Origin of the sequence: Citreimonas salinaria (genome assembly GCF_900107235.1) — a bacterium.
GTDB lineage: Bacteria > Pseudomonadota > Alphaproteobacteria > Rhodobacterales > Rhodobacteraceae > Citreimonas > Citreimonas salinaria.
The window spans coordinates 309,508-329,901 of record NZ_FNPF01000003.1 but is presented as its reverse complement, the minus strand read 5'-3'; the positions used below and the strand labels follow the sequence as shown (position 1 = coordinate 329,901).

22 protein-coding genes are annotated in these 20,394 nt (G+C 68.9%); 16 read left to right on the top strand and 6 right to left on the bottom strand.

Translation table 11 applies throughout. The features are described from left to right. Positions 1 to 194: 194 nt before the first annotated feature. The 9 genes from BLW27_RS05815 (at position 195) to ureG (ending at position 6,269) form a co-directional block, all read left to right on the top strand. A complete protein-coding gene (locus BLW27_RS05815; protein ID WP_245710787.1) occupies positions 195 to 1,019 on the top strand; it encodes an urease accessory protein UreD in 825 nt (274 codons plus the stop codon). A gap of 3 nt (positions 1,020 to 1,022) precedes the next feature. Beyond that, positions 1,023 to 1,325: an urease subunit gamma gene (locus BLW27_RS05810; RefSeq protein ID WP_089880604.1), complete on the top strand. Its 303-nt coding sequence runs from the start codon at positions 1,023 to 1,025 to the stop codon at positions 1,323 to 1,325. Further along, entirely contained in the window at positions 1,322 to 1,864 is a 543-nt protein-coding gene (locus BLW27_RS05805) for an HD domain-containing protein (protein ID WP_089880600.1), read from the top strand. Before BLW27_RS05810 ends, BLW27_RS05805 begins: the two co-directional genes overlap by 4 nt. Beyond that, positions 1,861 to 2,175, top strand: a complete 315-nt coding sequence (locus tag BLW27_RS05800) for an urease subunit beta (protein ID WP_089880597.1) — start codon at positions 1,861 to 1,863, stop codon at positions 2,173 to 2,175. The genes BLW27_RS05805 and BLW27_RS05800 overlap by 4 nt, the downstream gene beginning before the upstream one ends. 141 nt (positions 2,176 to 2,316) lie before the next feature. Beyond that, positions 2,317 to 2,640 (top strand): antifreeze protein, encoded by a 324-nt coding sequence (locus BLW27_RS05795; RefSeq protein ID WP_143042206.1) that lies wholly within the window; start codon positions 2,317 to 2,319, stop codon positions 2,638 to 2,640. 112 nt (positions 2,641 to 2,752) lie between these two features. Beyond that, on the top strand, positions 2,753 to 4,462 hold the full coding sequence (gene ureC, locus BLW27_RS05790; RefSeq protein WP_089880590.1) for an urease subunit alpha: 1,710 nt from the start codon (positions 2,753 to 2,755) through the stop codon (positions 4,460 to 4,462). 13 nt (positions 4,463 to 4,475) lie between these two features. Then, positions 4,476 to 5,000, top strand: coding sequence for an urease accessory protein UreE (gene ureE / locus BLW27_RS05785; protein WP_089880587.1), 525 nt, complete (start codon positions 4,476 to 4,478; stop codon positions 4,998 to 5,000). Then, positions 4,990 to 5,625 (top strand): urease accessory protein UreF, encoded by a 636-nt coding sequence (locus BLW27_RS05780; RefSeq protein WP_089880819.1) that lies wholly within the window; start codon positions 4,990 to 4,992, stop codon positions 5,623 to 5,625. The genes ureE and BLW27_RS05780 overlap by 11 nt, the downstream gene beginning before the upstream one ends. An 11-nt stretch (positions 5,626 to 5,636) precedes the next feature. Continuing rightward, positions 5,637 to 6,269: an urease accessory protein UreG gene (ureG, locus tag BLW27_RS05775; protein ID WP_089880583.1), complete on the top strand. Its 633-nt coding sequence runs from the start codon at positions 5,637 to 5,639 to the stop codon at positions 6,267 to 6,269. Between the two features lies 1 nt (position 6,270). Here ureG and BLW27_RS05770 read toward each other — a convergent pair whose 3' ends face one another. From BLW27_RS05770 to ectA, 5 genes are all read right to left on the bottom strand, one after another. Continuing rightward, a complete protein-coding gene (locus BLW27_RS05770; protein WP_089880579.1) occupies positions 6,271 to 7,494 on the bottom strand; it encodes a glycosyltransferase in 1,224 nt (407 codons plus the stop codon). 121 nt (positions 7,495 to 7,615) lie between these two features. Then, positions 7,616 to 9,052, bottom strand: a complete 1,437-nt coding sequence (locus BLW27_RS05765; protein WP_089880577.1) for an aspartate kinase — start codon at positions 9,050 to 9,052, stop codon at positions 7,616 to 7,618. Between the two features lie 58 nt (positions 9,053 to 9,110). Continuing rightward, positions 9,111 to 9,509, bottom strand: a complete 399-nt coding sequence (locus BLW27_RS05760) for an ectoine synthase (RefSeq protein ID WP_089880574.1) — start codon at positions 9,507 to 9,509, stop codon at positions 9,111 to 9,113. 6 nt (positions 9,510 to 9,515) lie between these two features. After that, positions 9,516 to 10,790, bottom strand: coding sequence for a diaminobutyrate--2-oxoglutarate transaminase (gene ectB, locus BLW27_RS05755; protein ID WP_089880571.1), 1,275 nt, complete (start codon positions 10,788 to 10,790; stop codon positions 9,516 to 9,518). Positions 10,791 to 10,823: 33 nt separating this feature from the next. Next, on the bottom strand, positions 10,824 to 11,354 hold the full coding sequence (ectA, locus tag BLW27_RS05750; protein ID WP_177177831.1) for a diaminobutyrate acetyltransferase: 531 nt from the start codon (positions 11,352 to 11,354) through the stop codon (positions 10,824 to 10,826). Between the two features lie 276 nt (positions 11,355 to 11,630). On the opposite strand from ectA, the gene BLW27_RS05745 reads away from it, so the two are divergent. Beyond that, a complete protein-coding gene (locus tag BLW27_RS05745; RefSeq protein WP_089880568.1) occupies positions 11,631 to 12,131 on the top strand; it encodes a MarR family winged helix-turn-helix transcriptional regulator in 501 nt (166 codons plus the stop codon). Positions 12,132 to 12,189: 58 nt separating this feature from the next. On the opposite strand, the gene BLW27_RS05740 is transcribed toward BLW27_RS05745, so the two are convergent. Further along, the gene (locus BLW27_RS05740) at positions 12,190 to 13,563 is read right to left on the bottom strand and encodes an L-serine ammonia-lyase (RefSeq protein WP_089880565.1); all 1,374 of its coding nucleotides are present in this window, start codon (positions 13,561 to 13,563) and stop codon (positions 12,190 to 12,192) included. Positions 13,564 to 13,720: 157 nt separating this feature from the next. Here BLW27_RS05740 and rpiA point away from each other — a divergent pair, with 157 nt between their 5' ends. From rpiA to BLW27_RS05710, 6 genes are all read left to right on the top strand, one after another. Then, complete coding sequence (gene rpiA, locus BLW27_RS05735) at positions 13,721 to 14,503, top strand: ribose-5-phosphate isomerase RpiA (protein WP_089880562.1); 783 nt, start codon at positions 13,721 to 13,723, stop codon at positions 14,501 to 14,503. 70 nt (positions 14,504 to 14,573) lie between these two features. Beyond that, a complete protein-coding gene (locus BLW27_RS05730; protein WP_089880559.1) occupies positions 14,574 to 16,028 on the top strand; it encodes an FAD-dependent oxidoreductase in 1,455 nt (484 codons plus the stop codon). A 66-nt stretch (positions 16,029 to 16,094) separates the two neighbouring features. Then, entirely contained in the window at positions 16,095 to 17,330 is a 1,236-nt protein-coding gene (gene hflK, locus BLW27_RS05725; RefSeq protein WP_089880556.1) for an FtsH protease activity modulator HflK, read from the top strand. 1 nt (position 17,331) lies between these two features. Then, entirely contained in the window at positions 17,332 to 18,507 is a 1,176-nt protein-coding gene (hflC, locus tag BLW27_RS05720; RefSeq protein WP_089880552.1) for a protease modulator HflC, read from the top strand. Continuing rightward, positions 18,504 to 18,695, top strand: coding sequence for a DUF2065 domain-containing protein (locus tag BLW27_RS05715; protein ID WP_089880549.1), 192 nt, complete (start codon positions 18,504 to 18,506; stop codon positions 18,693 to 18,695). Before hflC ends, BLW27_RS05715 begins: the two co-directional genes overlap by 4 nt. Positions 18,696 to 18,855: 160 nt before the next feature. Next, positions 18,856 to 20,331 (top strand): DegQ family serine endoprotease, encoded by a 1,476-nt coding sequence (locus tag BLW27_RS05710; protein WP_425429275.1) that lies wholly within the window; start codon positions 18,856 to 18,858, stop codon positions 20,329 to 20,331. Positions 20,332 to 20,394 lie beyond the last annotated feature (63 nt).

Here is a 20,394-nt window from a genome sequence, read left to right as displayed (position 1 = left end):
CACGATTTAGGCACCGTGCGGCGATCGTGCCTGCGGAGCGGGCAACGCGTTCCCGTCCGGCCGGGTGCGCGGCGCCGGACGCGGGGACGGCTTGTCCGGCGCGGCGGGTGCGGGTTTCCTGCGCAACGTCCACCTTGCGGGCGCAGGCAGGAGGCAGCGCCATTCCCTATGATCGTGGTCCGGATGATGGTGGCTTGCCCGGCATCGAGCCGCCGGCGGCGGCGCAGCGCGCGCGCGGCGCCGCGCTGCTGGCGGCGCACGCGGCGGGCGGACGGACTCGCATCGCCGACCTGTCGATGTCGGGCTGCGCCAAGCTGCTGTTCCCGCGCCCGGCCGGGCCTGCGCTGGACGCGGTGCTGCTGAACGCCTCGGGCGGAGTGACGGGCGGCGACAGGCTGGCGCTGGAAGTGCGGGCGGGGCCGGGTGCGGCGGCCCGCATGACCACGCAGGCGGCCGAGCGGGTCTACCGCGCGCCGGTCTCCGACGCGCCGGGCCGGGTCGAGACGGCGCTGACGGTGGAGGCGGGTGCAGTGCTGCACTGGCTGCCGCAGGAGACGATCCTGTTCGACGGCGCGGCGCTGGACCGCCGCCTGCGCATCGACATGGGCGGCGATGCCAGGCTGATCGCCTGCGAGGTGCTGGTCTTCGGCCGCGCCGCGATGGGCGAGGTGCTGCGCGCGCTGCGCTTGCGCGACCGGATCGACCTGCGCCGCGAGGGGCGCCTGGTCTTCGCCGACCGGCTGCGGCTGGAGGGTGATGCCGCCGCCGCACTCGCGCGGGCGGGCGTGGCGGGCGGCGCGGGGGCGATGGCCTCGGTCCTGTGGGCGGCACCGGAGGCGGGGGCGCGGGTGGATGCGCTGCGCGCCGCACTGCCCGCCACCGCCGGGGCCAGCGCGCTCGATTCCGACCTGGTGTTCCTGCGCCTGCTGGGGCGCGACGGGTACGCACTGCGCAAGTCCCTGATCCCGCTGCTGGAGCGCCTGACCGAAACCGACCTTCCCCGACCCTGGATGTTGTGAGCCATGAACCTGACCCCGCGCGAAAAGGACAAGCTGCTGATCTCGATGGCCGCCGAGGTGGCGCGCCGGCGCCTGGCGCGTGGCGTCAAGCTGAACCACCCCGAGGCTGTCGCGTTGATCACGGACGCCGTCGTCGAAGGCGCGCGCGACGGTCGCACCGTGGCCGAGATGATGCGGCTGGGCGCGCAGGTGGTCACGCGCGAGCAATGCATGGAAGGGGTACCCGAGATGATCCACGACGTTCAGGTCGAGGCGACGTTCCCGGACGGGACCAAGCTGGTGACCGTGCACGAGCCGATCCGATGAGCCGGCTGATCACGTCGGCGGCGCTGTTCGCCGCGCAGGCGCACCAGGACCAGACCCGAAAGGACGGGGTCGCGCCCTACATCAACCACGTGCTCGAGGTGGCCGACCTGGTCGCCTGCGCCGAGGCCGGCGAGATCGAGATCGCGAGCGCACTGCTGCACGACGTGGTCGAGGACAGCGAGACCGGCGTAAACGAGATTTCGCGCCGGTTCGGCCCGCGGGTGGCGCAGATCGTGGACGGGCTGACCGACGATCCCGCGTGGGAGGAACTGCCGCGCCCCGAGCGCAAGGCGCTTCAGGCCGAGCACATGGCGCGGGCGACGCAGTCGGTTCGGCTGATCAAGATCGCGGACCAGACCTCGAACCTGCGCGACCTCGTGCGGCTGCCGAAGGGCTGGACGCGACGGGAGGCCGCCGACTACATCGCCGGGGCCAAGCGCGTGGTCGATGCCTGCCGCGGCGCAAGTCCGTTCCTGGAAGTGACGTTCGACAATGCCGTCGCCGAGGCGATGCAGAAGATCGAGGAGTTCCCGTCGTGATTCCCGGAGAGGTCCTTCCCGCCGAGGGGGCGATCGCCCTCAACGAGGGCCGCGTGCCGGTGACGCTGATGGTCGCCAATACCGGCGACCGGCCGGTGCAGGTGGGCAGCCACTACCATTTCGCCGAGGCGAACCCGGCGCTGGACTTCGACCGCGATGCGGCGCATGGCATGCGGCTCGACATCGCCCCGGGCAGCGCGGTGCGGTTCGAGCCGGGCCAGCGGCGCGAGGTCACGCTGATCCCGGTGGCGGGCGCGCGGCGCATCTTCGGCTTCAACCAGATGGTGATGGGCGATCTCGGCCCCTCGTGACACGAGAGCACCGCGATGCGCCCGTCGCGTCCCGGTGCCATCCATGGCGAAACTTTCGCCGAAAACCGATACCGAGCGCCGCAGGGCACGGGCGACCGAAGGGCCCCGGCCGCGCGGGCGCCGAAAGACCCGGAGTTTGAAATGATCGACGTCTTCGCCCCCTATCGAATGTTCAACCAGACCCTGCGGACGGGCATGATGGTCTGGGACGTGCAGGTCGTGATGACCCTGCGCATGATGGGCCTTGCCGGCGCCTGGAGCATGCCGCCCGGAGAGGCCGTGCGCATGGTGACGGAAAAGCCGCCCGCCTTCGCGCAGGCCTTCGCCGCGTGGCAGAAGGCGATGGTGAGCGGCCGCGGGATCGAGGCGGCCGGCAACGCCTTTTCCGCGCCGCTGTCGCGCAAGGCGCGGGGCAACCGTCGGCGACTGACGCGCGTGAAGACCCGGACGCTCGGGTCGAAATGATCCCGCGGCGCGGCCGCCCCGGAACATGCCGGGGCCCGCGCCCCGAACACTTGCGGGCGCGTGTCGCCCCAGCACGGCGGGCGCGCGTCGCCCCACATTGAAAGGACCGACCATGCCCGCCACCATCCCGCGCGCCGAATACGCCGCCATGTTCGGCCCGACCACCGGCGACCGGGTGCGCCTGGCGGATACCGACCTGGTGATCGAGGTCGAGCGCGACCACACCACCTATGGCGAAGAGGTCAAGTTCGGCGGCGGCAAGGTGATCCGCGACGGCATGGGGCAATCCCAGGCCACGCGCGCGGCCGGGGCGGTCGACACGGTCGTCACCAACGCGCTGATCGTGGACTGGACCGGCATCTACAAGGCTGACGTGGGCCTGCGCGACGGGCGCATCCACAAGATCGGCAAGGCCGGCAACCCCGACACCCAGCCCGCCGTGGACATCGTCGTCGGCCCCGGGACCGAGGTCATCGCCGCCGAGGGCAAGATCCTGACCGCGGGCGGGATCGACAGCCACATCCACTTCATCTGCCCGCAGCAGATCGAGGACGCGCTGCATTCGGGCCTGACGACCATGCTGGGCGGCGGCACCGGGCCCGCCACCGGCACGCTGGCCACCACCTGCACGCCGGGCGCCTGGCATATCGGGCGGATGCTGCAGGCGGCGGACGCCTTCCCGATGAACCTGGCGTTCGCGGGCAAGGGCAACGCCTCGCTTCCCGGGGCGCTGGTGGAACAGGTGAAGGCCGGCGCCTGCGCGCTGAAGCTGCACGAGGATTGGGGCACCACGCCGGGCGCGATCGATTGCTGCCTGTCGGTGGCCGACGATTGGGACGTGCAGGTGATGATCCACACGGATACGCTCAACGAGAGCGGCTTCGTCGAGAACACGTTGAAGGCGATGATGGGCCGCACGATCCACGCCTTCCACACCGAGGGTGCCGGCGGCGGACATGCGCCGGATATCATCAAGATATGCGGCGAAGCTCATGTTCTGCCTTCATCGACGAACCCGACCCGGCCATTCACCGCGAACACGCTGGAAGAGCATTTCGACATGCTGATGGTGTGCCACCACCTCGACAAGTCGATTCCCGAGGACGTGGCCTTCGCCGAAAGCCGCATCCGGCGCGAGACCATCGCTGCCGAGGACATCCTGCACGACATGGGCGCGTTTTCCATCATCGCGTCCGACAGTCAGGCGATGGGCCGCGTCGGAGAGGTGCTGATCCGCACCTGGCAGACCGCCGACAAGATGAAGAAGCAGCGCGGGCGCCTGCCGGGCGAGACGGGTGCGAACGACAACCTGCGGGTCCGCCGCTACATCGCGAAATACACGATCAACCCGGCGATCGCGCACGGGTTCGCGCACGAGACCGGCAGCATCGAAGAAGGCAAGCGTGCCGACCTGTGCCTGTGGGACCCGGCCTTCTTCGGCGTGAAGCCGCAGCTGGTGCTGATCGGCGGCACCATCGTCTGCGCGCAGATGGGCGACCCCAACGCGTCGATCCCGACGCCGCAGCCGGTCTACTCGCGGCCCATGTTCGGCGCCTACGGGCGCAGCGTCGAACGCTCGGCCGTGACGTTCGTGTCGGCTGCGGCGCAGCAGGACGGTATCCGCGACGCGCTGGGGCTGGCGAAGGACACGATCGCGGTGCAGGGCACCCGCGGCGTGACCAAGCGCGACCTGAAGCTTAACGACGCGCTGCCGAAGGTCGAGGTCGACCCCGAGACCTACGAGGTGCGCGCCGACGGCGAGCTGCTGACCTGCGAGCCCGCCGAAACGCTGCCGATGGCGCAGCGGTATTTCCTGTTCTGACCCCGAGGTACCCATGCTGACCGCCCGCACCTATCACCCGCACGTCCACGGCACGCCCTTCGACCGGCTAGTGCTGGATTACGAGGCCCGTTTCCTGCGCCGCAAGGTGCTGACCATGGCCTCGGGCGCGGGGCTGCTGGTGGATCTCGCGCAGACCACGTCGCTGGACGACGGGGGCGTGCTGGTCACGACCGAGGGGCACGAGATCGCCGTCGAGGCGGCGGCGGAGCCGTTGCTGGCGATCACCGCGCCGGACCTGCCGCGCGTGGCATGGCACGTAGGCAACCGCCACACGCCCTGCCAGATCGAGGCGGGGCGCCTGCTGATCCGGCCCGACCACGTGATCCGCGCCATGCTGGAACAGCTTGGTGCGACGGTCGGAGAGGTGACCGAGCCTTTCACGCCCGAGGGCGGCGCCTACGGGCACGGGCGCACCCACGGCCACGATCATTCGCATTCACATTCGCATGCCGAGGCTCATGGCGACGCTCATGCGCGCGCCCATGCGGCGGCGCACGATCATCCGCATGGTCCTTGATCCGCACCTGGTCCTGCACCAGCTGTTCTCGCCCGCCTTCCCGGTGGGGGCCTTCGCGTGGTCGCACGGGCTGGAGGCCGCTGTGCAGGACGGGCATATCGCGGATGCCACGAGCGCCGAGGCCTGGTTGCGCGACGTGCTGGAGCATGGCGCGGGCTGGAGCGACGCGGTGCTGTGCGCGCAGGCGGCGGCGGGCAAGAATCTGCGGGAACTGGTCGACCTGGCGCGCGCGCTCGCGCCCTCGGCCGAGCGGCGGGCCGAAACGCTGGAACAGGGCGCGGCCTTTGCCGCCACGGTCCGCGCGGTCTGGGGCGCGGACGTGCCCGGCGCGGCCTACCCGGTCGCGGTGGGCGCGGCGCTGCGCGCGCTGGACCTGCCGGTGGATCACGGGCTGCGGCTGTACCTGCAGGCCTTCGCCGCCAATCTTTGCGCCGCCTGCGTGCGGCTGGTGCCGCTGGGCCAGACCGACGGGCAGCGGATCACCCGCGCGCTGCAGCCGCTGTGCGCCGCGCTTGCCGCGCGGGCGCTGGCGGCCGACCTCGACGACATCGGCGGCTTCGCCCCCGCGCTCGACATCGCGAGCCAGCGGCACGAGGCGCTGCATTCCCGGATTTTCAGATCGTGACGGAGGCAAGCATGACATCCCCGAACGGCCCCCTGCGGGTGGGCATCGGCGGCCCGGTGGGCGCCGGAAAGACCACCCTGACCGCGGCACTGTGCACCGCCTTGCGCGACCGGCTGTCGATGGCGGTGGTCACCAACGACATCTACACGCGCGAGGATGCCGAGGCGCTGATGCGACGCCAGGTGCTGCCGCTGGACCGGATCCGCGGCGTCGAGACCGGCGGCTGCCCGCACACCGCGATCCGCGAGGATGCCTCGATCAACTTGGCGGCCATCGCGCAGCTGAACGCGGATTTCCCCGACCTCGACCTGGTGCTGATCGAGAGCGGCGGCGACAACCTGTCGGCGACGTTTTCGCCGGAACTGGCGGACGTGACGATCTACGTGATCGACACCGCGGCCGGCGAGGACATTCCCCGCAAGGGCGGACCGGCGATCACGCGGTCGGACATCCTGGTGGTGAACAAGACCGACCTCGCGCCGCATGTGGGCGCCTCGCTGGAGGTGATGCGCCGAGACGCGGACCGGATGCGGCCCGACCGGCCGACGGTCTTCGCGGCGATCCGCCACGGCGAGGAGGTCGAGCAGGTCGTAGACCTGCTGGCGCGGATAGGCGGGCTGGACGTGTTGCGCGTGGCCGGGTGACCTAGCCCAGGTAGCGCCGCAGCAGCTCGGCACGGTGGGCGAAGACGGTTTCCGAGTCGAAGCCCTCGCCGCAGGTGCGTGCCGCTGCCATGGCGCCGGCCAGCGCGGTGCGGTCGGTGTCGAACGCCGCGAGCCCCGCGGCCATCGCCGCCGCGTCGCCCATCGGGAAGAGCCGCGCCGCGCGGGGGTCGCGGCTCACGAGGTCGCGGGCATAGGCGCCGTCATGGCCCAGCAGCGGTGTGCCCGACGCGAGCGCCTCGATCAGGCAGCGGGGGCTTTCGGGGGTGCGGTGGCAGAACAGGAAGACATGGGCGGCGCGCAGGCTGCGCAGCACGGCGGCGCGGTCGGCGACGAAGCCGGGCAGCGAGACCGCGTCCGACAGGCCGGCGCGGGCGACGGCTGCCTGCATCGCCGGGCGTTCCGCGCCGTCGCCCAGCCACTTGGCGCGGAAGGCCACCCCGCGCGTCTTCAGCGCGGCGAGGGTGTCGATCCAGTCCATCGGGCCCTTCATGGCCTCGGCGCGGCCGGCATAGATGATGCGCAGGGGGCCGAGGCGCGCCTCGGCCTGCTTGGCGGTCAGTGCGTCCGCGTCGATCCGGTCGGATTTTTCGAGCAGGATGTCGTGCACCAGCTCGGCCGCGCGGGCATAGGGCGCGTAGGCTTCGTAGGTCTCGCGCCCGTGGAACAGGCCCAGCGTCGCGCGCGAGATGACCGCGCGTTCAAGTGCCGCCATCGGGCGCCGGTAGAGCCGCTTGCGCAGGCGCGCGCGCCAGGGGCCATGGTGCGCCCCGTGGCGCGTGACCTCGGATTCGACGCGGTCGGTCCAGATTGCGAAGCGCCGGTTCTGGCGCGCCGCCTCGAAGGCGGCGACGGCGCCCCAGTCACCGAAAAGCCCGCCGATCGCGAAGCAGGGATAGTCGCAGTCGCGGATCAGCGCCGCGATGCGCGCGCGCGTCGGGCGGTAGGCGCGCAGGAACTGGTCAGGGCGCCAAGCGATGGGCAGGGGATGCAGCACCAGGTTGGCGGGCAGGGCGGCATCGCGCGCATCGGTCCAGCCGGCGGGCGGAGGCATGTGCGCCACGGGCATCAGAACGTCGGCGCGGGCGAAATTCTCCGCCCAGCGCCGCAGGCCGATGATGGCCTGGTCCTCGATGTAGCGGCGACCGTCATGGTCGAACAGAGAGACCGGCGCATAGACCAGCACGCGCCCCGTCGGTTCCGGCATTCTTACCCCCTGCGCATCCGGGGTGAGGCTAGTCCGGGCGCGCGCGCGCGGCAACGCAGCAAAAAAACCGCGCCGGCAGGCGGCGCGGTTTCCCTTGTCTCGTGCGGTCCGGCAGGCGCCGTCAGGCGACCTTGCGGATCGTCTTGTCGTCGGTGCGGCCCATGAAGGTGTCGTGCAGGACCTTCACGGTCTTCTCGAAGTCGTCGCGGCTGATGACGAACTGCGCGTCGACCGTGCGGGTCGTCTGGTGGGCCGAGATCACGTCGACCTTGGCCTCGCGCAGCGCGCCCAGTCCGCGTTCCAGCACGTGCAGGCCGCGCAGGTCGCGCCCGATGACCGAGGCGATGGCGGTGGCGCGCACGTTGATCTCGGCGTTGGGATAGCGCTTGCCGAGATCCTTCTCGAACTCGCGCACGCGCGACAGGGGGGCGTCCACGTAGTGCGTGATCGTGTTGGCGTTGGTCACCTTCGACACGATGCGGATGTTGTGCCGCTTGAGCAGGTCCAGCGTGTTGGCGTCGTAGCCCTTCACGCCGACCATGTCCTGCTCGAACAGCTCGACCGCGTAGGTCTCGAGGCCGGTAACCATCTCGGCCACGCCCTGTTCGGCGGGCGCCTCGTCGATCAGCGTGCCGGGGTCCTCGGGCTCGAAGGCGTTGGTCACGCGCAGCGCGACCTCGGCCTGGCGCAGGGCCTTGGCGGCGGTCGGGTGGATCGCCTCCATCCCCATGTTGGCCAGCTGGTCGGCCACGTCGTAGTTGGTGTGGCCCAGCTTGCGCACGTTCTCGGCGCCGACCAGCTTGGGGTCAGCCGACGAGAGGTGGAATTCCTTGTGGATGATCGCCTCGCGCGCGCCGGTCAGGGCGGCGATCTGGCTGAACGTCACCTCGGAATAGCCGCGGTCGAACTGGGACATCAGCCCTTCGGAGCATTGCGCGTAGCCGGTTACGATCGGCATTTCCGTGGCGAAGTCGACGTCCGACAGCCCGTCGAGGATGCGCTCGTCCAGCGTCATCTCGCGGTCGTCACGCCAGCCCGACAGGTCGATCAGGCGCGCGTCGACGCCGTGGCGGCGCAGCAGCGCGGTGGTGACGAAGGCGGAATGCGCCTCGCCCAGGCCGGAGAGCAGTTCGCGCGTCTTGCCCATGTGCTCGGACAGGCGGAAATGGCCGTAGGAGCACAGGCGCTGCAGGTCGATCAGGCACGAGCGCGCGCCCTCGATCCGCTCGCGCAGGAAATCGCGCGCCTCGGCGCGGTCGGCCGGGTGGTCGAGCACCGCCTCCTGCGCCTCGCGCATGGCGGCCTCGACGCGGCTGAGGGCGCCGTGCCAGCCGTGATCCTCGGTCTCGTCAGCGAAATGGGCGTAGACGCCCGGCTCGCCGGTCTTCTTGTGTTCCAGCAGCAGGTTCGTGATCTCGCTGAAGGCGGAGACCACGAAGATGCGGTTGTATTCGGGGTTGTCGACGCGAAAGAGCGGCTGCAGCAGTTCGGTCACGCGCGACATGGATGTGCCGCCGATTTTCTCGACAGTATGCGATTGGGCGGTCTTGAGGGTCATTGGAAACTCCTGAGTGTGCTTCGAGGGGCGGGCGGGGGGCATACCCCCGCCTGCGGTCTCAGCTCACTTCGTCTGGTGCGGCGTAAGAGCCGTCTTCTCGGTGCACTTCGGTGCCGGTGACCGGCGGATTGAAGCAGCACGCCATCCACAGCTCTTCCTCGGCGCGCAGGGTGTGCTTGTCGTGCTCGTTGAGCGCGTACATGACACCCGGCTTGATCTCGTGCGTCTCGCCGGTCTTGAGGTCGGTGATCGACCCCTTGCCCTGCATGCAATAGACGCTCTCGAAGTGGTTCTTGTAGTGGAACGTGTGCTCGGACCCGGCTTCGAGGACGGTGATGTGGAAGCTGAACCCCATCCCGTCATTCGCCAGCAGCATCCGCACGCTGGTCCACTTGGCGTCGGCGACCACGCGGTCGCGTTCGCCTTTGACGATCTTGTCGAAATCCCTGACGATCATTGCCTGTTACTCCGCTGCCATCTTGGTTGTGTTCACTTCGCGCACGGCTTCGAGCAGGATGCCCAGGCCCTCGCGCAGGAGCGCGCTGGAGGTCGTCAGCGGTGCCAGCACCTTGACTACCTCGTCATGGGCGCCCGACGTCTCGATGATCAGGCCCTTCTCGAAGCAGCGCGCGCAGATCGCGCCGGCAAGCTCGCCGCCGCCCACGTCGACGCCCTGCATCAGGCCACGGCCCTTCAGAGTCGCCCCCTCGATCTCGTCCGCGACGGCCTGCAGGCCACTGGTCAGCTGCACCGACTTCTCGGCCAGCTCGCGGCTGAACGCGTCGTCCTTCCAGAACTTCTCGAGCGCGATGCGCGCGGTGACGAAGGCGTGGGTGTTGCCGCGGAAGGTGCCGTTGTGCTCGGCCGGCTTCCAGATGTCGTGCTCGGGCTTCACCAGCAGCGCGGCGAAGGGCAGGCCCATGCCGCTGAACGACTTGGCCAGCGGGATCAGGTCGGGCTCGATTCCCATCTCCTCGAACGAGAAGAAGGTGCCCGTGCGTCCGCAGCCGGCCTGGATGTCGTCTGCGATCAGCAGCGCGCCGTGCTTCTTGGCCAGGCGCGCGAGGCCCTGCATGAATTCCGTGGACGCGGCGTTCAGGCCACCTTCGCCCTGCACCGGCTCGATCAGGAACGCGGCCGGCGCGTCGATGCCCGAGGACGGGTTGTCGAGCATCTGCTCGATCAGCGACAGGCTGTCCACGTCGGGGCCGAAGGCGCCCTCGAACGGCATGTGCGTGGTGCCGGCCAGCGGCATGCCGCCGCCGTTACGCTTGCCGGCATTGCCGGTCGCGGCCAGCGCGCCCATCGTCATGCCGTGGAAGCCGTTGGTGAAGGTCAGGATGTTGGTGCGGCCGGTGACCTTGCGCGCCAGCTTCATCGCCGCCTCGACGGCGTTGGTGCCGGTCGGGCCGGTCATCATGACCTTGTAGTCCATGTTCCGCGGCTTGAGGATGATGTCCTCGAACGCGGTCAGGAAGGCCTGCTTGGTCTCGGTGTGCATGTCGAGGCCGTGGGTGATCCCGTCGGCCTGGATATGCTCGATCAGCGCGGCCTGCATGTCGCGGTCGTTGTGGCCGTAGTTCAGCGACGAACAGCCCGCCAGGAAGTCGATGTAGCGGTTGCCGTCGACGTCCCACATCTCGGACCCCTTGGCGCGGTTAAAGCTGGTCGGGAAGCTGCGGCAATAGCTGCGCGCCTCCGATTCTCGGCGTTTGTAGATGCTCAGATCGTTGGGCATTGGAATACCTTTCTTGAAGTACGGGGGGTGCGATCAGGCGGCGCGCGTCAGCGCGGCCGGCAGCGTGATCGTCACCATGTGTTCGGTGTCGTGCGCACCCTGGAAGTGGGTGTCGCGGGTGAAGTGCGCTTCGGAATCGAGGAACCCGTCGTGCGTGCGTGCGAACTTCTTGAACAGGCCCCATGACGCGCCGTTGTCGGCGGTGATAGTGGTCCGCAGGCGGCGCACGCTCTTGCATTCGTCGCGCTCGAGCAGGGCGTTCAGCATCCGCTGGCCAAGCCCGCAGCCGCGCGCCTTCTCGGACACGGCGACCTGCCAGACGAAGACGGTGCTGTCGTCGTTCGGCAGCACGTAGCCCGAAACCCAGCCGACGATCTCGCGGTTCATCTCGGCCACGACGCAGGTGTCCCGGAAATGATCCGACTGCAGGAGGTTGCAGTACATCGAGTTCTCGTCGAGCGGCTTGCAAGCCTTGATCAGTTCCCACACTTCGGCACCATCCTCGCGGACGGGCTTGCGGAACGTGATCTGGTCTTTGGTGTCGACGCTGTGAAGCTTGCTCACGGGGTCACCTCGCTGTTTTGCTTTGCATGGCTAAGTATATACTTTGCGGCCGATGCTTCAAGGGGCTAAGTAATTTTCTTCCCCGATTTGCCGGACTTGGCGATTTTCCTTTGAATACAGGGAAATCTCGCATATATCTAGTGCCTCATAACCAAAAATATAACGTAAGCCTAAGTGAAGCCCATGAATCATCCAGCGCGAAAGCCAAAGGACCCTTCGTCTTGTGAAGCCCCGCGTGCCGGGCTTAATGTCGGCTGGCCACAACTGGATCAGCCGATGGACCGCACAGACGACAGCCTTGTCGCAATCCGCCGCATTCTGCGCGCGACCGAGCTTTATGGCCGCAAGCTGGCGCGCGACGCGGGCCTGACGGCCGTGCAGTTGCGCGTGCTGCAGATTGTTTGCGAAAAGGGCCATGCCACGCCGACGGAGGTGGCGACCCGGATGGGCGTTACCCAGGCGACGATCTCGGCGCTGATCAAGAAGCTGGAAAGCTACGGCATGCTTGACCGCGAGCGGTCCAAGACCGACCGGCGGCAGACCCACCTGATCGTCACCGAGGCCGGCCGCGCCAAGGTGCTGGGGGCGCCGGACGCGCTGCAGCAGCGTTATGTCAAGGAATTCGAATCGCTGCCCGACTGGGAGCAGGCGATGATCGTCGCCGCGCTCGAACGGGTTGCGGCAATGCTGGACGCGGCGGATATCGACGCTTCGCCGGTGCTGTCGGTTGGAGAGATCCTGCCCGGGCCGGGCGCGCGCACCGAATCGGCGCGCTGAGCATGCTCAGCGGTTCGGCCCGCTGAGGCTTCTCGGCAATTGGGCCCGCTGGGTGTTCTCAGCAATTGGGGACGTTGACCGCCAGACCGCCCAGGGCGGTCTCCTTGTACTTCTCGCTCATGTCCGCGCCGGTCTGGCGCATGGTCTCGATGCACGCGTCGAGCGGCACGAAATGCGCGCCGTCGCCGCGCAGGGCAAGGCTGGCCGCAGACACCGCCTTGACCGCGCCAAGGCCGTTGCGCTCGATGCACGGTACCTGCACCAGGCCCTTCACCGGGTCGCAGGTCATGCCCAGGTGATGCTCCAGCGCGATCTCGGCAGCGTTCTCGATCTGCTCGGGGCTGCCGCCCATCACGGCCGCCATTCCGGCCGCCGCCATTGCCGCCGCCGACCCGACCTCGGCCTGGCAGCCGGCCTCGGCGCCGCTGATCGAGGCATTGTACTTCACCAACCCGCCGATCGCCGCCGCCGTCAGCAGGAAGTCGGGGATCTTCTTGCGTGACGCACCCGGCACGTGGTCCAGCCAGTATCGGATCACCGCCGGCACCACGCCCGCGGCGCCGTTCGTGGGGGCGGTCACGACCTGCCCGCCGGCAGCGTTCTCCTCGTTCACGGCCATGGCGTAGACGCTCATCCAGTCGTTGATCGTGTGGGGGGCGGACTGGTTGAGGCTGCGCTCGGCCTGCAGCTGGTCGTGGATCGCCTTTGCGCGGCGGCGCACGTTGAGGCCGCCGGGCAGGGTGCCGTCGGTGGCCAAGCCGCGGTCGATGCAATCGTCCATCACCTGCCAGATCCGCGCGATACCGCGGTCCAGCGCCGCCGGGCCGCCGCGGCTGTCCTCGTTGGCGCGTTTCATCTGGGCGATGGTCCGCCCGCTGTCCTTTGCCATCACCAGCATCTCGGCAGCGCTCTTGAAGGGGTAGGGCACGGCCGGGCCGGTGTCGGTGTCGCGGCCTTGCTTCAGCTCGGCCTCGGTCAGGACGAAGCCGCCGCCGACCGAGAAGTAGGTCTCGCGCGTGATGACGTCGCCCTGCGCGTCGGTGGCCATCAGGATCATCCCGTTGGCGTGGCCGGGCAGGGGCGGGCCGAAGTCGAAGCGCATGTCCTTTTCGGGGTCGAACGCCAGCGGGGGCAGGCCCTCGGGCTCTACGCGGCGGGTCTCGCGGATGCGCGCCAGCGCCTCCTCGGCGGCGTCCGCGTCGTAGGTGTCGGGCCGGAAGCCGGCGAGACCCAGAACGGTGGCGCGGTCGGTGGCGTGGCCCACGCCGGTGAAGGCCAGGCTGCCATGCAGCGAGGCGCGCAGGCCGTGCGGCGTGAACGGCGCCTCGCGCAGGCTGTCGAGGAACCGCGCGGCGGCGACCATCGGTCCCATCGTGTGGGACGAGGACGGGCCGATGCCCACCTTGAACATCTCGAAGACCGACAGGAACATTGGCTTGCCTTTGCTGGGTGCGCCTATCCGAACATGGGCGGGCCGCGCGGGCAAGGCAGCGATTCCGGGTCGCGCAGGGGCGCGCACCCGCCTATAAGGCGCCCGAACCATCAACTGGCCGCCCGCGCACGGCGCCGCACCGACCGAGGAGCTCCGCATGAGCACGGACCTGTCCCCCATCGACAAGGCGAAATACGCCGCCGCCCGCCGCGCCTCGGAGATGGTCGAGGACGGGATGCGCGTCGGCCTCGGGACCGGGTCGACCGCCGCGTGGCTGGTGCGCTGCCTGGGCGAGCGGGTGCGCGACGAGGGCCTGCGCTTTCGCGCGGTGCCGACCTCGACCCGCACGGCGGAGCTGGCGCGCGAGGTGGGCATCGAGGTGGTGAGCCTGGGCGACGCCGGCTGGCTGGAGCTGACCATCGACGGCGCGGACGAGTTCGACGCCGACCTGTCGCTGATCAAGGGCGGCGGCGGCGCGCTGCTGCACGAGAAGATCGTCGCCACGGCGTCGGACCAGATGGTGGTGATCGCGGATGCCGCCAAGGAGGTCGACACGCTGGGGCGGTTTCCGCTGCCGGTCGAGGTGATCGGCTTCGGCTGGCAGGCGACGCAGGCGCTGATCGAGGAGGCGCTGGCCTCGCTCGACGTGGACGGGCGCGACACGAAGCTGCGGATGGACGGCGACGCCCCCTATACCACCGACGAGGGCAACCGCATCTTGGACCTGCAGCTGGGCCGGATCGGCGATCCGCGGCAGATGGCGCTGGTGCTGAACCAGATCCCCGGCGTGGTCGAGAACGGATTGTTCATCGACATCTGCGACCGCGTCATGATCGGCCATTCCGACGGCCGGGTCGAGACGCGCGACCTGGCGACCGGCACCGTGACCGAGGACCAGGCCGACGAGGGCGGGAATCTGTTCACCGACCTGGACGGTTAGGCGCGCTTCCGGTGGCGTTCGCGTCCGCGCTGTGAAATACCTGCGCGCGCAGGCTGAAAAGGAGCGCGCGATGAGCGAATTCGACTACGACCTCTTCGTGATCGGCGGCGGATCGGGTGGCGTGCGCGCCGCGCGCGTGGCCGCCGGCGAGACCGGCGCCCGCGTGGCCCTGGCTGAGGAGAGCCGCTATGGCGGCACCTGCGTGATCCGCGGCTGCGTGCCGAAGAAGCTGATGGTCTTCGCCTCGGAATTCAGCCACATGCCCGACGCCGCGCGCTGCTACGGCTGGGACATCGCGGATGGCTCCTTCGACTGGAAGACCTTCCGTGGCCACCTGCACGAGGAACTGGACCGGCTGGAAGGCGTCTACCGCAAGATGCTGAAGGGCTCGGGGGTCGAGACATTCGACGCCCGCGCGCGCCTGCGCGATCCGCATACGGTCGAGCTGTCGACCGGCGAGGTCAAGACCGCAAAGCACATCCTGGTGGCCACCGGCGGACGCCCGGTGCGCCCCCAGGTGCCGGGCGCGAATTGCGGCATCGTCTCGGACGACATCTTCGACCTGGAAGACCTGCCGAAATCCATCCTGATCATCGGCGGCGGCTACATCGCGTGCGAGTTCGCCTGCATCCTCAACGGTCTGGGCGTCGAGGTGACGCAGTATTACCGCGGCGCGCAGATCCTGCGCGGCTTCGACGAGGAAGCCCGCGGCCTGATCGCCGACGCGATGAAGGAAAACGGCATCGACCTGCATGTCGGCACCAACATCGCCAGTCTGGTGGCCGCAACCGGCGACGAGGACCCGAACCTCGACGCCGCGCACATGTCGGGCCCCGTGGAGGCCGCGCGCTACGGCACCTCCGAACCCGAGCCCGGCCCTGGCGTGCCGGTGCGGGTCAAGGGCACCAACGGCCAGGACCGGGTGTTCGACATGGTACTGTTCGCCACCGGCCGCGCGCCCAACACGGACGACATGGGGCTGGAAGAGGCCGGCGTCACGCTGGGCAAGCGCGGCGGGATCTCGGTCGACGAGTATTCGCAGACCAGCGTGCCGTCGATCTACGCCATCGGAGACGTGACCAATCGCGTGAACCTGACGCCGGTGGCGATCCGCGAGGGGATGCAGTTCGTCGAGACCGTGTTCAGGGGCAACCCGACGCCGGTCGACCACGACCTGATCCCGTCAGCGATCTTCACCCAACCGGAATTCGGCACGATCGGCCTGACCGAGGAAGAGGCCCGCGACCGCGAGCCGGTCGAGGTCTACGCCACCTCGTTCCGGCCGATGAACACCGCCTTCGCCGGCCGACCCGACCGGGTTCTGATGAAGCTGATCGTGTCGAAGGAGACGCGCAAGGTTCTGGGCTGTCATATCGTCGCGCCCGGCGCGGGCGAGATGATCCAGCTGGCGGGGATCGCGGTCAAGATGGGCGCCACGAAAGAGGATTTCGACCGCACCGTGGCGGTTCATCCCACGATGGCCGAGGAACTCGTGACGATGCGGCAGCCTTCGCGCAGCGGCTGATCGGGTTGATTTTCGCGCCCGCGCGCACACCTACACGACGTGGAAGACGAAGAGGGAAGAGACTTCATGGCAGGACACAGCGGCGGCCCCTGGGGGGGCGGCGGTGGCTCGGACGGCGGTGGACGCCGGCCCGAAGATGGCGGCCCGCGCGGCCCGAACGGCGGCGGCCGCGGAGGCCGCGGTGGTGGCGACAACCAGATCCCCGAGATCGAGGAACTGATGAAACGCGGCCAGGACCGGCTGCGCGTGCTGATGGGCGGCCGTGGGGGCGGCGGCAACGGCACGGGCGGCGGCCCCGGCGGCAGCGGCGGGCCGTTCTTCACCCGCGGCACGATCGGCATCGCGGCGCTGGCGCTGGTGGCGCTCTGGGGTTTCGCAAGCATCTACACCGTCCGGCCCGAAGAGCAATCGGTTGAGCTGTTCCTGGGCGAATTCGCCTCGACGGGGCAGCCGGGCCTTAACTTCGCGCCTTGGCCTGTGATGACCCACGAGGTCGTCAACGTCACCTCTGAGCGGACCGAGACGATCGGCGTGGGCCGCGGCACCGGCGATGGCCTGATGCTGACCACCGACGCCAACATCGTCGACATCGAGTTCCAGGTCGTGTGGAACATCAGCGATCCCGCGCAGCTTCTGTTCAACGTGCGCGATCCGCAACTGACCGTGCAGGCGGTGTCGGAATCGGTCATGCGCGAGATCATCGCCGCGTCGAACCTGGCGCCGATCCTCAACCGGGACCGGGGCCTGATCGCCGACATGGCGCGCGAGCAGATCCAGGAAACGCTGAACGAATACGAATCCGGCATCAACGTGGTGCGGATCAACCTCGATACGGCGGACCCGCCGGCCGAGGTGATCGACGCCTTCCGCGCCGTGCAGGCCGCCGAGCAGGAGCGTGACCGGCTGGAACGCCAGGCTGACGCCTACGCCAACCGCGTCGTCGCGGAAGCCAGGGGTTCGGCCGCGCAGGTACGTGAGCAGGCCGAAGGCTACCGCGCTCAGGTTGTCAACGAGGCGCTGGGTGAAGCGAGCCGCTTCAGCGCGGTGCAGACGGAATACGCGCAGGCGCCCGACGTGACGCGCCGCCGGCTGTACCTGGAGACCATGGAACGTGTCTTGGCAGATGTGGACAAGATGATCCTGGACGAAGCCGTGGCCGGAGGCTCGGGCAATGGCGGAGGCGGGGGCGTGGTGCCCTACCTTCCGCTGAACGAGTTGCGCCGCAACGGCAACGTCGGCGGCAACACTGCCGGCAATACTGGCGGCAACATGGCCGGGAACACTGGCGTGGGGGGCAACTGACATGCGTAAGGGAATCGTAATTCTGGTCGTCGCGATCGTGGCGCTGGTGGTGATCCTGTCGTCGGTCTTCGTGGTCGACGAACGCGAAAAGGCGCTGGTGCTGCAGTTCGGCCAGATCCGCGACGTCAAGGAAGAGCCCGGGCTCGCCTTCAAGGTTCCGATCATCCAGGACGTGGTGCGCTATGACGACCGCATCCTGTCGCTCGACACGGAGACGATCGAGGTCACGCCGGCCGACGACCGCCGCCTGGTGGTGGACGCCTTCGCGCGCTACCGCATCGCGGACGTGGTACAATTCCGGCAGGCAGTTGGCGTGGGCGGCGTTGCAACGGCCGAGGACCGGCTGAGCTCGATCCTCAACGCGCAGATCCGCGAAGTGCTGGGCGCCGACCAGGTGACATCGGACCGGATCCTGTCCGAGGAACGGGGCGCTCTGATGATCCGCATCCGCGATCAGGCCCGCGCGCAGGCGCGTTCCCTGGGTCTGGACGTGGTCGACGTGCGGCTTAAACAGACCAACCTTCCGGTCCAGAACCTCGAAGCGACCTTTGCCCGGATGCGGGCCGAACGCGAGCGCGAGGCCGCCGACGAGATCGCCCGCGGCAACGAGGCGGCGCAACGTGTGCGCGCGCTGGCCGACCGGACGGTGACCGAGACGATCTCGGAAGCGGAACGCGAGGGCCAGATCGTCCGAGGCGAGGCCGATGCCGAGCGCAGCCGGATCTACGCGACCGCCTTCGGCGCGGACCCCGAGTTCTTCGCGTTCTACCGCTCGCTCGAAGCCTACGAGTCGGCGCTTCAGGGCGAGAACTCGACCATGGTGATGACGCCCGACAGCCAGTTCTTCGAGTATTTCCGCAACGAGAATGCCGGTTCTCCGCTGACGGTGCCCGAGGACCAGCCGCAGCCGATAAACGAGGCCGGTATCGAACTGGAAAGTGACATGGTTCCCGACCGGTCCAACCCGGTCGCGCCGCGGGTCGAGGACCTGGAGGAAATGGACGACGGGGCAGGCGGGCCGGCGCGTCTGGGCGCGCCGGACGCGGGTCCGCAGGCCGGGTTCGAGGATGTCGATCCGCTGCCGGAAGACGAAGACGGCGACCCCGCTCCGCTGGGTGGAGAGGCCTTCGAGGACGAGGGCGCCGGCGACGCGCCGCCGCCGCTCGAGACCAATTGAGCGGGACTGACATCCTGACGGGAATCGCGCTGGTTCTCGTGATCGAGGGGCTGGTGTACGCACTGGCCCCTTCGCTTGTCGAACGCCTGCTCGAGGCCCTGCGCGCCATGCCCGTCGAGGCCCGGCGCACGCTGGGACTGGCCACGCTGGCGACGGGGCTGGTGCTGTTGTGGATCACGCAGGGCTAGGCGATCACGGGTTCCGCGTGGTCCGCTCACGCTTGCGCGAGAGCGGTGAAAAACGGGTTAAGTGTTGCCCGAAAGCGTCTATTCACGTCACTATCGAAACGCTGACCAACGCTTAAGGCGGCTCGCCGGGTGGCGGGCTGGCAGAGACAAGGAGATCCCATTGAAACCGGATTCTATCGCTCGGACGCGCAACCTGGCGACGCCGTTGCGCCTGTTCTGGATCACGACGCTGTCGATGGTGCTGATCATGTCGCAATCGCTGATGGCGAATGCGCAGGCCCGACCGCAATCCTTCGCCGACCTGGCCGAGCGCGTCAGCCCCGCCGTGGTCAACATCACCACCTCGACCATGGTCGCGGGGCGGTCCGGCCCGCAGGGCATCGTGCCCGAAGGCTCGCCCTTCGAGGACTTCTTCCGCGAGTTCCAGGATCGCGGCGGTCCCGACCGTCCGCGCCGGTCCTCGGCGCTGGGCTCGGGCTTCGTGATCTCGGAAGACGGCTATATCGTCACCAACAACCACGTGATCGAAGGCGCGGACGAGATCCTGATCGAGTTCTTCGAGGATTTCGAACTGCCCGCCGAAGTGGTCGGCACCGACCCCAACACCGACATCGCCCTGCTGAAGGTCGAGGCGGACCGGCCGCTGGTCTACGTCCCGTTCGGCGACAGCGACACCATGCGCGTGGGCGACTGGGTCGTGGCCATGGGCAACCCGCTGGGGCAGGGCTTCTCGGTCAGCGCGGGCATCGTGTCGGCGCGCAACCGGGCACTGTCCGGCACCTACGACGACTACATCCAGACCGACGCGGCGATCAACCGCGGCAACTCGGGCGGGCCGCTGTTCAACCTCGACGGCCAGGTGATCGGCGTGAACACCGCGATTCTGTCGCCGAACGGCGGCTCGATCGGGATCGGCTTTTCCATGGCGTCGAACGTGGTCACCCGCGTGGTCGAGCAACTGAAGGAATTCGGCGAGACCCGCCGTGGCTGGCTGGGCGTGCGCATCCAGGACGTGACTGACGAGCTGGCCGAGGCGCTGGGGCTGGAAGAGGCGCGCGGCGCGCTGGTCTCGGACGTGCCCGAGGGTCCGGCGATGGAAGCCGGTATGCAGGCGGGCGACGTGATCCTGTCCTTTGACGGGGTCGAGGTCGAGGATACCCGTCAGCTTGTGCGCGTGGTCGGCAACACAGCCGTTGGCAAGGAAGTGCGCGTGGTGGTCAACCGCGACGGAAAGACCGAGACGCTGCGCATCACGCTGGGCCGCCGCGAAGAGGCGCAGGCCGTGCCGGTGGCACAGCCCGGCCCGGATCTGCCAGAGGACGAGCCCTCGAGCCTCGAGGCGCTTGGCATGACCCTGTCGCCGCTCTACGACGAGATCCGCCTGGAGCTGGGCTTGTCCGAAGATCAGGACGGTTTGGCCGTGGTCGCGGTCGACGAGACCTCGGAGGCCTTCGAGAAGGGCCTGCAGGTCGGTGACGTCATCACCGAGGCCGGCCAGACCTCGGTCGAGACGCTGGCCGGCTTCGAGGAGCAGGTCGAAGCGGCCCGCGAGGCGGGGCGCAAGTCGATCCTGCTGCTGGTGCGCCGCGGCGGCGATCCGCGCTTCGTCGCGCTGAGCGTCGACGACGAGGAGTAAGCACACCCTGACAGGGTTGCACGAGGGCGCCTTCGGGCGCCCTTTTTCGTTTTCCGGCCGGCG